14 protein-coding genes are annotated in these 14,162 nt (G+C 49.6%); 2 read left to right on the top strand and 12 right to left on the bottom strand.

Annotated features, from left to right (window positions below; all coding sequences use genetic code 11):
- Positions 1-15: 15 nt before the first annotated feature.
- The 4 genes from AC0WRU_RS02130 to AC0WRU_RS02115 all read right to left on the bottom strand — a co-directional run bounded on the left by AC0WRU_RS02130 (position 16) and on the right by AC0WRU_RS02115 (position 4,457).
- The gene (locus tag AC0WRU_RS02130; RefSeq protein WP_476127036.1) at positions 16-1,143 is read right to left on the bottom strand and encodes a rhamnogalacturonan acetylesterase; all 1,128 of its coding nucleotides are present in this window, start codon (positions 1,141-1,143) and stop codon (positions 16-18) included.
- 36 nt (positions 1,144-1,179) lie between these two features.
- On the bottom strand, positions 1,180-2,019 hold the full coding sequence (locus tag AC0WRU_RS02125) for a carbohydrate ABC transporter permease (RefSeq protein WP_134911208.1): 840 nt from the start codon (positions 2,017-2,019) through the stop codon (positions 1,180-1,182).
- A gap of 5 nt (positions 2,020-2,024) precedes the next feature.
- Positions 2,025-2,933, bottom strand: coding sequence for a carbohydrate ABC transporter permease (locus tag AC0WRU_RS02120; RefSeq protein WP_476127035.1), 909 nt, complete (start codon positions 2,931-2,933; stop codon positions 2,025-2,027).
- 231 nt (positions 2,934-3,164) lie between these two features.
- Positions 3,165-4,457 (bottom strand): ABC transporter substrate-binding protein, encoded by a 1,293-nt coding sequence (locus AC0WRU_RS02115; protein WP_476127034.1) that lies wholly within the window; start codon positions 4,455-4,457, stop codon positions 3,165-3,167.
- Between the two features lie 374 nt (positions 4,458-4,831).
- On the opposite strand from AC0WRU_RS02115, the gene AC0WRU_RS02110 reads away from it, so the two are divergent.
- Entirely contained in the window at positions 4,832-5,179 is a 348-nt protein-coding gene (locus AC0WRU_RS02110) for a type II toxin-antitoxin system RelE/ParE family toxin (RefSeq protein ID WP_476127033.1), read from the top strand.
- A gap of 29 nt (positions 5,180-5,208) precedes the next feature.
- Entirely contained in the window at positions 5,209-5,529 is a 321-nt protein-coding gene (locus tag AC0WRU_RS02105) for a helix-turn-helix domain-containing protein (RefSeq protein ID WP_025685350.1), read from the top strand.
- Between the two features lie 97 nt (positions 5,530-5,626).
- Here AC0WRU_RS02105 and AC0WRU_RS02100 read toward each other — a convergent pair whose 3' ends face one another.
- The 8 genes from AC0WRU_RS02100 to AC0WRU_RS02065 form a co-directional block, all read right to left on the bottom strand.
- Entirely contained in the window at positions 5,627-7,186 is a 1,560-nt protein-coding gene (locus AC0WRU_RS02100; RefSeq protein ID WP_476127032.1) for a response regulator transcription factor, read from the bottom strand.
- 4 nt (positions 7,187-7,190) lie between these two features.
- Positions 7,191-8,894 carry a sensor histidine kinase gene (locus AC0WRU_RS02095; RefSeq protein ID WP_476128540.1) on the bottom strand — a complete coding sequence of 568 codons (1,704 nt, stop codon included), beginning with the start codon at positions 8,892-8,894 and terminating at the stop codon, positions 7,191-7,193.
- Positions 8,895-9,066: 172 nt separating this feature from the next.
- A complete protein-coding gene (locus tag AC0WRU_RS02090; RefSeq protein ID WP_134911212.1) occupies positions 9,067-9,309 on the bottom strand; it encodes a hypothetical protein in 243 nt (80 codons plus the stop codon).
- Positions 9,310-9,343: 34 nt separating this feature from the next.
- Positions 9,344-10,261: an inositol monophosphatase family protein gene (locus tag AC0WRU_RS02085; RefSeq protein WP_187644923.1), complete on the bottom strand. Its 918-nt coding sequence runs from the start codon at positions 10,259-10,261 to the stop codon at positions 9,344-9,346.
- Positions 10,262-10,382: 121 nt separating this feature from the next.
- A complete protein-coding gene (uvsE, locus tag AC0WRU_RS02080; protein WP_476127031.1) occupies positions 10,383-11,384 on the bottom strand; it encodes a UV DNA damage repair endonuclease UvsE in 1,002 nt (333 codons plus the stop codon).
- 130 nt (positions 11,385-11,514) lie between these two features.
- Positions 11,515-11,829, bottom strand: a complete 315-nt coding sequence (locus AC0WRU_RS02075; RefSeq protein WP_476127030.1) for a hypothetical protein — start codon at positions 11,827-11,829, stop codon at positions 11,515-11,517.
- 98 nt (positions 11,830-11,927) lie between these two features.
- Positions 11,928-13,016 (bottom strand): D-alanine--D-alanine ligase, encoded by a 1,089-nt coding sequence (locus AC0WRU_RS02070; protein ID WP_476127029.1) that lies wholly within the window; start codon positions 13,014-13,016, stop codon positions 11,928-11,930.
- A gap of 72 nt (positions 13,017-13,088) precedes the next feature.
- The gene (locus AC0WRU_RS02065; protein ID WP_476127028.1) at positions 13,089-14,084 is read right to left on the bottom strand and encodes an amidase domain-containing protein; all 996 of its coding nucleotides are present in this window, start codon (positions 14,082-14,084) and stop codon (positions 13,089-13,091) included.
- Positions 14,085-14,162: the final 78 nt, after the last annotated feature.

The following is a 14,162-nucleotide window of genomic DNA, read 5'->3' as shown; positions in this document are numbered from 1 at the left end:
GAAAAACCCGTCCGTCTATCGTAAATATATGCGTAAGGGTTGCAAATCCAGCTCCTTCACAGCATCCACCACCATGTCTGCAATACAGACCGCACCGTTCTCATGAAAATGTGTATTATCCTCCAAGCCACTGGAAAAGTTCAAATATTCACCAGGCAGCAGCCACATAAAAAGCTCTTTGCTTGCCTCGGGACCCAGCCGCTCATATAACTCCTGCGTGCGGGCAGCCAAGTCAATCAGAGGCACGTTCGCCTCTTCCGCCAGCTCACGAACCGCTGTTACATAGTCACCATGTGTGTCGGACAGCGTACCATCCCCGTTAAAAAAACGGCGGTGTACAGGTGTGACCAGCACTGGAGTAGCCTCATGACTTCTGGCTCCGTCAACGTAGAGGCGCAGATGCTCCTTATAGGTTGTAAAAGGCTCTGTAGCCCGTTCCGGGTCCGACTTCTGATCATTATGGCCGAACTGGATGAACAGGAAGTCTCCTGCTTTCATTTCAGCCAAAATGATGTCCAGCCGTCCTTCGTCCACGAAGCTTTTGGAGCTTCTTCCCGATACGGCGTGATTATCCACGCAGACATCATGCTTGAACAGGGCTGGCAAAGCCTGACCCCAGCCTGTATACGGATAGCCGGACGCATCCTGATCCGTAACCGTGGAATCTCCGGCTAGGAACAGCCGGAGGGTCTGTGGCGCTGGCGCAATCTCCAGCGCATTGAGCCGCGGGGCGGTACCCGATACGGCGAGGCGGAGCTTGCCGCCTCTGACGGGCACCGTAAACCGGGCCTCGGTGAACTGGCCCGGCAGCATGTGTAACGGGGGCAGCACATGCTTGCCCTCGCCCGCTTTGAGGCGTGTGAGCGTCTCTGCGAGCGGATCGCCGAGCAGCACGGTGACAAGATACGTCCCGTCCTCCGGTACATCGGCGACAAACGCTGCCCCCAGCGGGATGCAAAAGCTGCTTCGCAGCCGTGCGAGCATATCCTTAGGTGCGGATACGTCGGACATCTGCCTTTCCCGGCCATACACATGGTCTACGTCTTCAAACCCGTAGCCGTGCTCGGCAGTATACAGGTAATCCGGGGGTACTCCCGTGTAGCCATCCGCAGGCTCACCCGGACCAAAATCGAACTTCCACATTCCACTCACCTCTCCGCAATAGTCCTTAGCCCTACCCTATCCCTTCAATCCACTCGTACTCATTCCTTCAACAATCTGCTTCTGGAATGCGAAGAATACAGCGATAACCGGTAGCAAGCTTAAGATGGACATGGCGAACATCCCACCCCAGTTGGAGGCAGACTCGCTGTCGAGGAACATTTTGAGTGCAATAGAAACGGTATATTTCTCCGGTGAGTTCAGATACAGCACCGGACCGAGCAGATCCTCCCACTTCCAGTAGAAAGAGAAGATTGCCGCCGTAGCCAGTGACGATTTAAGCAGGGGCAAAATAATTCGAAAATACAGCCGGAATTTGCCGCATCCGTCAATCGTCGCCGCTTCATCCAGCTCTGCCGGTATCGTCCGTATAAACTGAACCATCAGGAAGATAAAGAACGGCATTCCGAAAAACGACGGTACCACCAGCGGCAAAATCGTGTTAATCCAGCCGAGCTTGGTGAAAATAATATATTGTGGCACCAGCACCACATCCCCCGGCAGCATGAGCGTTACCATCATCAGGGCAAACCACAAGTTACGCCCTCTGAATTTCAAACGTGCAAAGCCAAATGCGATCAATGAGGAGGAAAGCACAGCTCCAATCGTTGAAATCACTACGATAGTGAGCGAATTCATAATATATGTGCCAAAGTTATACCCAGTTGTGCCTTTCCAGCCTGTTACATAGTTTTGCCAGATCCATTCTGTAGGGAAAAGCGAGGATGCCGTGACGAATATCGTCCGACTTTCTTTAAACGAGCTGAACAGCATCCAGAACACGGGATACAGCATCAGGAGCGCCAGTGCAGCGACCAGAATGTGATAGATCGGCCATTTGAACGTTTTCCATGCCATCGGTATCAGCGCCCCTTTTCCGTTTCATAGAATACCCAGTATTTAGAGGATATAAATAATATCGCTGTCAGGATCGCAATCATAATGAGCATGACCCAAGCCATCGCCGCCGCATATCCCATATTGCTGAACATAAACGCCTGCCGGAACAAATACAACGAATGCAGCATCGTTCCATCCATTGGACCTCCCTCGCCCTTGGAAATAACATACGCCGGAACGAAGGTCATAAAGGCACTGATCGTCTGCATAATCAGATTAAATAGAATAATTGGGCTAAGCAACGGCAGCGTAATACTGAAAAATTTTCGTACTGGCTTAGCGCCATCTACACTGGACGCCTCGTACAATTCAACAGGAATGTTCTTTAATCCTGCCAGAAAAATCAGCATGGAGGAGCCAAATTGCCATACGGACAGGGTGATCAGCATCGTAAGCGAAGCATCCGGATCACCAAACCATTTCACCGGAGTCGCCCCCAGGGTCGAAAGCAAGCTGTTCACTATGCCGTTATTACTGAAAATGTTCCGCCACATAATGGATACCGCAACGCTGCCCCCGATAATGGACGGCAGATAGTACATCGTCCGATACGTGCCGACCATGCGCGATTTGGTATTCAAAATCATAGCCACAAACAGCGCGAAAATCAGTCGCAGCGGTACACCGACCAGCACATACGTAAACGTGACCCTGATCGAATTCCAGTATTTCGGGTCGCCTGTGAACATTTTTTCGAAGTTCCCCAGACCAATCCATTTGGGCGGGGTGAACAGGTTGTAGGTGGTAAAGGACAGATACAGCGAAATAAACATTGGAATTAACGTAAACGCCAGAAAGCCCACAATAAACGGGCTGATAAACGCATATCCGGTCATATTGGCTCTCAAGCTCTGATGATTTCGCAAGCTCATCAAGCCTCCCTTCTGTTACAATTTCCTAAATAGATTGGATTAAAAATATTACATATTCGTTGTTACGTGTATTTTATTATGATAATACAAAGGTAGCTTATGCAGTTTGCTCGTCGGGTTAACCGTACGCAATCAAGCTATGCACTACGCACGGTTAACTTAACGAAACTTGCATTCGCCCAAATGCTAAAGTTGGTTCAGGCACTCAAAGATAAGCTTCCATTGCACCGCCTACTGCTTATTATTCGCAAGAATGGCATTCGCATCTGCGCGGAATTTGACCGCTGCATCCTCAGGTTTCATCTGTCCGAAATTGACCTGCTCAATATAATCGGTCAGCGTTGCAATCACTTCCGGTGATCCAACTGGCGGCGGTGGGCTCATTGGAGATGCTTTCGGCTCCATGGAGGCCACAAAATCAAACACTTGCTTCGTAGCCTCGCTCAACTCAGGAGCTACAGCTTCCTTTATTTTGGCGGAAATCGGTACGCCCCGTTCGCCTTTAATCAATTTATTGGCTTCCACATCGTTCATCCAGAAATCAATAAACTTGGCCGCCTCATCCTTCACCTGCGAACGGGCAGCGACCGTCCAATACATCGTAGGCTGCATGTAGATACCTTTTTCCATATTCGGCCCAAACATCGGAGCCAGCGCCATTGGGCGGTTAACGACCTGCTGTAAGCCCACATACTGATTGGACCACTGCCAAATGCCAATGCCTGTTCCTTTTACGATATCGGATTCCTCAAGAATCCCCTTGGTTTGGTTCATAATTTCCGGAGACGGGGTCGCCCCCTTCTTGATCAGATCAGCCAATCCGCCGAAGAAATCGACAAACAGCTTGTCATCGTCATACCCCAATCCTGTTCCTTCCGCATTGTAGAGGGACTTTCCTTGAGTACGCAAATAGTAATGGAAGAAAATATCGGCAGCCATGGAGCTGTCAAAGTATACTTTATTGGAGCCTGCCTTCAAGGCCAGTTCTTTGTATTGATCCCATGTCCAGTTGTCAGGAATTTTATCTATGCCCGCTTTTTTGAGCAACGCCGGGTCATACTGGAAACCCAGAACATTAACACCTGTTGGAATACCATATTGCTTTCCGGCAATTACGCCGGTTTTGAGTACATTTTCGGTCACATCAGCAACCTGAATTTTTTGATTCAAGTAAGGCGCTAGATCCTCCAGCTGGCCATTCTTCGCATATTGGCTAATGTATGAAATGTCCATTTGTACAATATCCGGCAGTTGGTTTGCCGCAGCCTGCGGGGCGAGCTTTTTCCAATAGTCATCAAAAGAGGCATATTCCACATCAATCGTTACATTTGGATTTTTCTGCTTATACAGGTCGACGACCTTCTGCGTATATTCATGACGCGTATCCGATCCCCACCAAGCGATCCGCAACTTTACCTTCCCGTCTGCACTTGTGCCCGAATTGCTGCCGCCATTTGCTCCGCTGCATGCCGTCGTCAAAACGAGCAGCATGGCTATGATCAGAAACCATCCTTTTTTGCCCACCTATCTCTCCCCTTTTCGCTAATCTAGAAAGGAGCCATAATACAAGTGACAACGTATTCACGCTAATTTGATAGCGTTTACATCTGCTCCTGTTGTTATTTTCCCAAAAGCAGCGAAACATTGGAATACACAAATCAGGTTTCCTGGGTTTAAAAAACAGAGGGGATTACTTGTACCTAAATAAGCCGAACTTAAAAGTTTCTTATCGTGCCACTACGCAGTTGGATGATGCTTCCCATCGCCACCGCCCCCGGATTTCTGAAATTAAGCCTATGATCACAACATGAAGATCCTCTTGCCATTTGATATCGTCCTTGATATATTTATATCAAGGACGATATCAAAGTCTGATTACAGAGAAACGAGGTTGTTTCATGGCAGAAATTATTTTTTATTATACGGTTAAAGGGAACTCTGAAGTGGATGACTTCCTGCAATTACTGGATGATAAGGCTGTATGCGGTGATATGAAAGCTGAGAAACATCTAGAAGATATTGATTACACTTTTCAGAGAGTAGAGGATGGAATGCCACACACACGCCCTTTACGAGGCGGGTTGTACGAATTACGGCCTGGACGCCTTCGAATCCTATACTTTCGCTGGCAAGGTAAGCTCGTGCTGTTAACCGTCTTTCAGAAAAGCACTCAACAAACCCCAAATCATGAAATTGAACGAGCCGAAAATAGGATGAAGGATTGGATGAAGCGTTTCGGAAAGTAAATCCCCTTGATACCGGAGGTGATAACACAATGAATGAGAAACCAGAACTTAAAACTTGGTCCGATAGACGCAAACAGTTAAACTATAAAACTGATTATGAAAAACAAGTGATCGCTGAAATGGCTCGGGTAGTAAATGATATCGTCCGCAGACGTAAAGAACTTGGGCTTACACAACGGGATGTAGCTGAGAGAACTGGTATTACTCAAGCCCAAGTGGCGAGATTGGAGACTTCAACGTCTGTGCCCTCTATGGAGACTGTAATGAAAGTTGCTCTTGCTTTGGGCTTCAAACTTGGGTTTGAAGAATCAACTAATGAACAAGCTGCATCTAAATTGACGTACGTATAAACTTTAACGTGTAATATGATGTATGCCATGAAACTTTAAAGGAGCCGTAAGGCTCCTTTTTCTTTTGAGGAAGGGAATTAGAGCCTTACTTACCCACTCATCCCCGTTCCTGTGATTTAATATACTCCGATGGGGTCATCCCCGCCCATTTTTTGAACACCTGGCTGAAATATTGGGCGTTTCCGCCGAAACCGAACCATTCGGCCAGCTCGAACACCTTCACGTCTCCCGTCTCCCGAATATGCTCTGCTGCACGCTCGATGCGGTAGCGATTGACGTAGTGCGAAAAGTTTTCACCCGTCACCTTTTTGAAAATTTTTCCTAAGTAGTCGGAATTCATGTACAGCATTTGACCTGCCACTCCGTTCAGTGACAAATCGGATTTTCTGTAGTTTTGCTCGATGATAGTGATCATTTTATCAACGGTAGAGGACTGCCGGGACACGTTGCTTTTATAGTAGATCGCGGTCATTCGTCCGGCGGCTTCCTGTACGAAAGATTTGAGGCAAGCGAGTGTTTTTTGCTCAGCCAGCACGACCATTCGGCTGGTGAATGCCGCGCGTTCCTCCTCGGGACATATGCGAATCATGGCTGCATACAGTTGCAGCACATAGGAGCGGGTCACGGAAATTTCCAGCTTCATACGGGACAGGATGCCGAATAGCCGATCTACCTCCTGCGCTACCTCCTCCGTATTCCCCGCCTTAATCAGCAGGCCGAACTTCTCTTCGTCCAGCTCCAAGTCTGCCATCTCCCGGGGTTCTTCGGCTGCCAGATCCTCCTTGGTGATCAGACTGCCCTCCCCGGTGTAAAAACGGTGATTCATACAATGCAGCGTCTCCCGATACATCCCGCGTGAATGCTGCATACTATCCGACTCACTAACCGCGACCGTTACCTCCAGCTTGTAAAAGCGACGAAACGTCGCACGCACCGCTTCAATCTGCTTCATCAGCCGTGACGTGTCATCCTCGCTCTCCAGCACGATGAGCAGTTGTCCTTGCATGGTCGTCCCAAGCAATACATCGTCCATTAAATCCGCTGCAATATTTTGCAGCGCAAACAGATGCTCCGGCTCATGGGATTCCTCGACCCGCAGCAGGAGCATCCGAACCTGCTTATCTTGCAGCTCCAGACTGAATAACCGCTCATAAAAAGCGATATCCCGACTGCCGTAAGTTTTATAGGAAATAAACTCCTTCAAAAAATGCTCCTTCACATGAGGCAGCATACGCTGAAAATCAAGCTTCATCCGGTTCACGAACTGCTTGCGTTCGTCCTGTTCCTCCCGCTCCTGCCCCAGCTCGGTCAGCGCCTCATGGATTTGCCTCTCGTTGCAGGGCTTCAACAAATAGTGCTTTACCCCGTATTGCATGGCCCGGCAGGCATAATCAAAATCCTTATAACCAGACAACAGAATGAACCGAACGTCCGGAAAATGCTCCGTCGTTCTCGCCACCAGTCCGATTCCGTCCAGTCCGGGCATAGAGATATCGCTAATGACAAAATCAGGCGGGCTGGCCTGAATCTGATCATACGCCTCAATCCCATTACGTGCCGTACCGACCAGCCTCGTACCCGCTTTGCCCCAATCGACCACCTGTGATATACCTTCCAAAATCATACGCTCATCATCAACCAGCAGCACCTTGTACATGATCCTAATCCCCTTTCACATATGGAATACAGACATGAATCGACGTTCCTGTTCCTGACTCGCTATGCAGCTCTATGCCCCACGGTGTACCAAACGTCAGGTCAATCCGCTCCTGAATGTTCGCAAGCCCAATACCCTGACCACGGGTAGTGATCTGCCCACTCCGCAGCTTTTCCAAGAAATTCAGCGTCATTCCCGGCCCGTCATCCTCGACCCGCAGCAACAACGCACCTTCTTGCTCCCGGGCAATGATAGCAATCCGACATGGCTCAATTCGCGGCTCCAGCGCGTAATGAATCGCATTCTCTACCAAAGGCTGGAGCGTTAACTTCGGAATTTGCACGTCCATCAGTTCTTCCGGTACATCCAGATGGAAAATGAGTCGCTCGTCGAAGCGTGTTTTTTGGATCGTTACATAACTTCGCACAATATCCAGCTCTTTTCGAAGTGGAATGAGCTGTTCTTCAAAACTGACGGCACTGCGTAGCAGAAAGGCCAGCGCCTCCACCATTTCCGAAATCCGATCCTGCTTATTCGCCTTGGCGAGCCAGTTCACGGACTCCAGCGTGTTATACAAAAAATGCGGATTAATCTGCGCCTGAAGCGCTTTAAGCTCCGTTTCCCGCAACAATAGCTGCTTTGCCACATTCTCATTAATCAGCTCACGGATACGGCGGATCATCTTCTTATAGGTACGGTGCAGCAAGCCCACCTCATCCTGTGTGGAAAGCGGAACCGCGCCGAGAGCTTCCTCCTCCAGACGATCCAGATCGCCTTTTTCAATTTTACGCATGTTCTGGATTAATTGAACGATCGGCTTCGTAATACTGCCAGATAGTCGGGCCCCCAGTGCCAGCGCAATCAGAAGCATAATGACAAAAATAGCGCTTACAATTTCTTTGATGATCGTAATACTGCGAAACATGTCGTCGAAGGGGGTCATATGCAAATACGTCCAGCCCGTATAGGAGGATTTGGTTTGAGCTGCGAAAAAGGTTCCGCCTGTGTAGGTTGCAATACCATAAGGCTGCTTTCGCCCAAGCTCGGCCTGAATATCGCTGTCACTCAACAGCGGTGTTTCGGGATAGATCATACGTCTTCCATCGGTGATCATTAGCTGTCCGTCACCACCAGAAGTCTGCACACGGTCGGCTACAATCCGGTCAATCCGTACACGAATCGCCAGTGTTCCGAGTCCGTTCAGAGTAAAGTTGGAATCCGTAAAGGATTTGAACTGCCTCGCAGCCAGCAGGGAGGAGTGACCCGCCACATACCATGCATTGGAGCCGTCATGTTCGTCTGCCAGCATCGACAGGGTGGAGCGAAGCTCCTGAGGAATGCCCTCGCGGTTGCCCGCACTCATGACTTGCCCCTCTTTGTCGATCACCATCATAGAGTAGATATAGGTTTCAGAGCCGGCGAAGGCGATAAGCCTGTTCGTTATTTTTTTACGCAGCACCATTTTGGCATAAGGTGAGGTTTCCTTTTCCAATTGTAGCAAATACCGCTGAAGCTGCTCATCTGTTGTCACCTTGAAAGTAACTTTTTCAACATCCTTCAGCTCATTTTCAATACCGATTGAGGAAATATTGAGCACTTCGGAGGTCTTTTTATACATTTGATTATCATAAATATGAAATACGTATTTAAGTATGACTGCAACAACCGCAAAATTAACCAGCATGAGCACTGTAATCAACAGCACCATTTTATGATGGATTCCGGCATTTTTGAAAGCGCTCTTAAAATAGGTTATCAGTGGATGTCGCCTCCTTCGCTCGTCCTGTCCGGTCCAGTCTGGAATGGATTGCCTGATAAAGCTGTACATCATACAAAATACCCCAAGCCTTGGTCATTCGGCAAGAGGTATTTGTGTTCGCTTAGCGTTTGTCGGTTGGTTCCGATGGGTCCGCCTTGCTCATATATTCATCGTAGCGGTCGTCCAGTTCCCGTGCCATGCTGCGGTATTTACGCGTCTCCTCCACAATAGGGTCGATATGGGTTTGAATCCGCACCTCATATTTAGGAGTGAGCCGTTCGCGTTTTTTGGCCTCATTCTCACGAATTTCGCCTTCCATCAGCATTTCACTGAGCTCGCGTTCCAATTCTTCGGATTGGCTCATCACGCTATCCTCCTTCAGAATGATCTGCGTTTTATTATAACCCGGTTGCGTCTGCTTCTTTTAGCACTTGAATGAGTTGAGAATGAATAGCCGTATTGGTCGCTGCAATATGTCGCACACTCAGGTCATAAGGTCTACCGAGCGTATCTGTGATCGTTCCCCCCGATTCCTGCACCAGCAAAGCGCCTGCTGCCACATCCCAAGCATTCAGACCGATTTCACAGTAAGCTGTAAGCCGTCCTGAAGCCACATAGGCCAAATGCAATGCTGCCGAGCCAAGCGCCCGGATGCCTCTCACCTGAGGTGTAAGTGCCTGTGTAATCTTCATATTTAGCGGCTGTGCAAAAGTGCGGTCCGGCGGGAAGCCGATACACACCAGACTATCTCCCAGTGTTTCTTCTCTGGATGCTCTCATCGGATTGCCATGCACATACGCGCCCTTACCTTTTTCAGCCACAAACATTTCGTCGCGGGACGGATCATAAATGACACCGACAATCACCTCTCCACGGTGGGCCAAGGCGATAGATACACTGTAGTACGGCAGGCTGTGTACAAAATTAGTTGTGCCATCTACCGGATCAATAATCCACAAATATTCCTCTTCACGAGCAGCCTCCAACGCACGGGCCGAAGCCTCAGCCCCCGGCTCTACACCCTCTTCGCCCAGAATGGCATGGTCGGGAAAATGGGTAAGAATCAGTCTGCGGATCATTTGCTCCGCACCTTTATCCACTTCGGTCACAAGGTCCGTCGAAGACTGCTTGGTGCTTAACTGCTCAACGGTACCCAGTCTGCTTTTGATCCATTCCCCGGCTTTGGATGCCGCGTTAATGGCCACGGCGGTATAGCTTTTTCCTGATACGATATAGGGAACCTTTTCGTTTTCATGTTCATTCAACGTGTTCACTCTACTTTCTATATCATTGTTACGTGGTTTACGAAGCTGCATTACAGCACAGCTTCTTAACCATCTCTATTAAAGGTACACATCTAGTTTACACATTCTAGTATACACAATAAGCTTCATAAAGTTTCTCTATATGGGAGCATTATCCGCAGAATACTATTCTTTAAGGCGTAATTTCTACCGAAGCTCCATTCAGCACCTTCACTCCGTCACCTTCCCGTGCACGCAGTTCGTCCATCAGTCTGAACAACGCTTCATCCTTGCGTTTGGCTTCAAGCATGACATCAATCTGATCCGTATATCCGGCAATGTTGCGCAAAAAAGTAAGCAACGGCTCCACCTGAACACCGTCGGCATGACTGCGGGGGTCTTTTTCACTTTTGGGACTGGACGCATGGATTTTGGGTGGCAGTGGATGATCGGGAGAGGATCCCGTTTGAGCCAGTTCCCCTTTCCAGGTATCCAAAATGCCGGGCCACAGCTCCCACGGCTTCTCGCCCTCATTATTCACCCATTGATGATGAATGTCGAGAACCATCGGCAGCCCCGTCCGTTTGCACGCTTCCAGCGTTTCCACCGCATTAAACGTTTTATCATCGTTTTCCAGCGTCATTCGTTCCCTTAACGAAAGCTCCAGCGCATCCACCTGCTCTACAAAACGCTGACTCGACGTCACCTTGTCTCCATACGCGCCGCCGATATGAATGTTGTTCTTGGCATCCGCACCAAGCCCCATCGCCTCCAACATCGCTTTATGATGCTGAAGATCGTTAATGGAGCTTTGCAGCACTTCCGGGCGGGGAGTGCTCAGCACTGTAAAATGATCCGGGTGAAACGATACCCTCATCCCGTTCTTTTTAACATAATTCCCGACCTCTGCAAAATCAGCGGCAAGCGCCTGAAAGGGGTCCCAGTCACGCAAATTCTGATGAGTCGCCAGCGGAATTAGCTTGGATGAAAAACGGTACACCTTGATATCGCTCGCCCGATTATGACGCAGTAGTCGCAGTGTATTATGCAGGTTTTCGGCTGCAATCCGCTCCAGCTTGCGAATAGCGGCCTCTCGATCTCCAATTTTGTTAAAGCTGGCGAGCGTCATCGTTTTGGAGGGCGATGCATTTTGTACGGTGACTGACATGGCTACATAGCCGAACCTTACTATCATAGGTGTCCTTCCTTTCAGCAGATCGCAGTAGATGGCAAGGCCGCTTTCGTTCTGTGACCTCAATCCCTTTTCTACTGATCATACCCGGAAAAGCTCCCTCTGATTCGGCGTGAACCAGTTCTTGTCCTGCCTATTGCGCTCCAAAAAACATTTCATCCGCCAAGGAGGTCTGAATTCTTGCTTCCTCTTCATTCAGTTTGCGAATGAGGATCATTTCAACCTCGGTCACTTCGTCGCCCTGAAAATTGATTTCGGCAATACAGCCGACAATCTGCACGATGGCAACTGCCACATTGTCCGCACTGTAAGCGATGACCTTCTGGCCTGTCGGGAACACACGCAGTCCGGATTTAACCATTTTACCGCGTCCGTATTCCAGCAGTTCGTACAATTCCTGTTCGCTCTTGAATTTGCACACCGAGTTAAATTCCGTTTGAAAGCCCATGTTTAGCCGCCACCTTTCGTGAAGGATTTTTACAAATCCTGATTGTAAACCGTGTATATGAACAAAAAGGGGAGTGATCAGCCCCCCCTGGTTCGAATTTATGAGTTCTCGTAATGCAGCGCAGACCTGCGTTCATAACGCTCCAGTGCGAGCGCAATCATGCGGTCCAGCAAGCTTTGATAGGATACGCCCGTTTCTCTCCACAGCAATGGATACATACTGAACGGCGTAAAGCCCGGCATCGTGTTTACTTCATTGATAAGAATATGTCCGTCCGAACGTCTGACGAAGAAATCGGCACGGGAAATACCACAGCCCTCCAGAGCGCGGAATGCCTGCAATGCAGCTTCACGGATACGATCTGCTACTTCCTCGTCCAGCGGTGCCGGAATGAGCATTTCCGATTGGCCGTCCGTGTATTTGGCAGCATAATCGTAATAGTCGCTGGACGATACAATTTCGCCCGGTACGGAAGCAATCGGCTCGTCGTTGCCAAGTACGCTGACCTCGACCTCGCGGGCATCGACATACTCCTCCACAATGACCTTCAGATCAAATTGCAGAGCAAGCTCAACTGCTTTTTCCAGCTCTTCCCGGTTACTGGCTTTGGAAATACCGACACTTGATCCCAGATTCGCCGGTTTGACGAAGCACGGATACCCTAATTCGGTTTCCATTTGGCGCACCAGATCATGACTGGTTTTTGACCACTGTGTACTGTTAAAATAACAGTATTTCACTTGCGGCAATCCTGCATGCTCAAACAGCTTCTTCATAACGCCTTTGTCCATCCCTGCGGCAGAAGCCAGCACGCCTGCACCAACATAAGGCATATCTGCCATTTCGAACAAGCCCTGGATCGTTCCGTCCTCACCAAAGGTGCCGTGCAGCAGCGGGAACAGCACATCCAGCGTCTGCTCTCCGTACAGCTTGCCAAACAACGTATCTAATGCCGCCTTCGTACCGCCCTCTGCGCGCTCCAGCTTCAATTGCTCTACGGAAGCCAAGGGTGCGTCAAGCAGCGACCCTCTGCGCCAATCGCCAGCCTTCGTAATATAAAAAGGAATAATCTCGTATTTCTCATAATCAAAAGCGTTCAGTACCGCATACGCCGTTTGCAGCGAAACCTCATGTTCGCCCGATTTGCCGCCATACACCAGCCCTACGGTCAATTTTTGTTTTGCCATGCCTATCCTCCGCTTTCCTGCTTTCGTCATTGTGCCTGATTTGCGTCACTGTACCTGTTATAAACATTTCATTTAAAAATAGTCGGCGATATGATAAAAGCGATACACCGTGTTGTCCGTCCACGCATACGAATTTTTGTAGTCCCAATAACGATGTCTGGAGCTTACTGTATGCGCATTGACAAGCGGCATCCCGCCCGCATCAAAGGCCGTTACCACCGTGCTGTGCTGAAAGGTGCCGTCACCATCCCAATCATAAAAAATGACGTCCCCCAGCATTAGCTGCTCCGGACGACTCACCTGCTCGGCGGTCAACCCCCACGAGCTGGAGCCCAAATACCGCTCCAGACTGTTGGAAACCGCCCAACTGTAGCTCCACAGCTCACGTCCAGCGACCCGTCCTTTGTACCACCAGCCCGATTCTCTTTTACCAGTATAGTGGATCGGTGCGCCCCCTGCAAAGAGGCATTGCGAGATATAATTGGTGCAATCCACATCAAAACCTTCAAACTCCGGATTGAAGCTATCCCACCACTGATCCGCATAGGCTGCCGCCTCTTCCCGGCGATATCGGCTGGGACGCGCTGATGAGCCAAAACCCAGTACACCGCGATTTAGCAGCGGCAGATTCCCTCCCTGATTAAACGACGCCTGTTTAAAAGGAACCTCTCCCCCCGCCGGCTTTCGTTCTGCCGGATCACGCTCGATTCTTGCCACCTGCCAAGCTTCACCCTCGCGCGTGAACGTCAAACGTTCCCGTTCAATACGATCCTCCCGGTGAGTCATCCCGCCTTTTTCATAAAAGAGCCGGACATGCAGTTGTACATCCACCACAGCCTCTTCCGGCGTATCCTGCACAATTCGCAGCGGCTTGGCGCGTGTTTCGCTACGTAATGGAACGGCGTTCCGCTCGTTATACCACTGTTCCAATCTGGCCGTACGAGCCGCACGCTCCATCCGCTGACCTACCTCCAGATATTCATCCGGCTGTGGAGCGCTGTTCACCTCACTCCGGTTATATTGGTTCACATAAGCAAAAAGGGCCTGCTTCCATTCCCGCTCCCCCATCCCTGTCCCTCCATTTCCGTCCCGCCATCCCTGTTTGGGAATAGCCGGGATACTGAATAACTTTCTTACTTCCCGCTA

The organism is Paenibacillus sp. 1-8, from assembly GCF_056316205.1.
The sequence above is the reverse complement of the archived record's forward strand: the minus strand, read 5'-3'. Positions and strand labels throughout refer to the sequence as shown.

Excerpts from the sequence above, each read along its gene's own strand:
- AC0WRU_RS02130 (WP_476127036.1), bottom strand. The coding sequence starts at position 1,143 with ATGTGGAAGTTCGATTTTGGTCCGGGTGAGCCTGCGGATGGCTACACG.
- AC0WRU_RS02125 (WP_134911208.1), bottom strand. The coding sequence starts at position 2,019 with ATGGCATGGAAAACGTTCAAATGGCCGATCTATCACATTCTGGTCGCT.
- AC0WRU_RS02120 (WP_476127035.1), bottom strand. The coding sequence starts at position 2,933 with ATGAGCTTGCGAAATCATCAGAGCTTGAGAGCCAATATGACCGGATAT.
- AC0WRU_RS02110 (WP_476127033.1), top strand. The coding sequence starts at position 4,832 with ATGGCAGAAATTATTTTTTATTATACGGTTAAAGGGAACTCTGAAGTG.
- AC0WRU_RS02105 (WP_025685350.1), top strand. The coding sequence starts at position 5,209 with ATGAATGAGAAACCAGAACTTAAAACTTGGTCCGATAGACGCAAACAG.
- AC0WRU_RS02100 (WP_476127032.1), bottom strand. The coding sequence starts at position 7,186 with ATGTACAAGGTGCTGCTGGTTGATGATGAGCGTATGATTTTGGAAGGT.
- AC0WRU_RS02095 (WP_476128540.1), bottom strand. The coding sequence starts at position 8,894 with ATGGTGCTGTTGATTACAGTGCTCATGCTGGTTAATTTTGCGGTTGTT.
- AC0WRU_RS02090 (WP_134911212.1), bottom strand. The coding sequence starts at position 9,309 with ATGAGCCAATCCGAAGAATTGGAACGCGAGCTCAGTGAAATGCTGATG.
- AC0WRU_RS02085 (WP_187644923.1), bottom strand. The coding sequence starts at position 10,261 with ATGCAGCTTCGTAAACCACGTAACAATGATATAGAAAGTAGAGTGAAC.
- uvsE (WP_476127031.1), bottom strand. The coding sequence starts at position 11,384 with ATGATAGTAAGGTTCGGCTATGTAGCCATGTCAGTCACCGTACAAAAT.
- AC0WRU_RS02075 (WP_476127030.1), bottom strand. The coding sequence starts at position 11,829 with ATGGGCTTTCAAACGGAATTTAACTCGGTGTGCAAATTCAAGAGCGAA.
- AC0WRU_RS02070 (WP_476127029.1), bottom strand. The coding sequence starts at position 13,016 with ATGGCAAAACAAAAATTGACCGTAGGGCTGGTGTATGGCGGCAAATCG.
- AC0WRU_RS02065 (WP_476127028.1), bottom strand. The coding sequence starts at position 14,084 with ATGGGGGAGCGGGAATGGAAGCAGGCCCTTTTTGCTTATGTGAACCAA.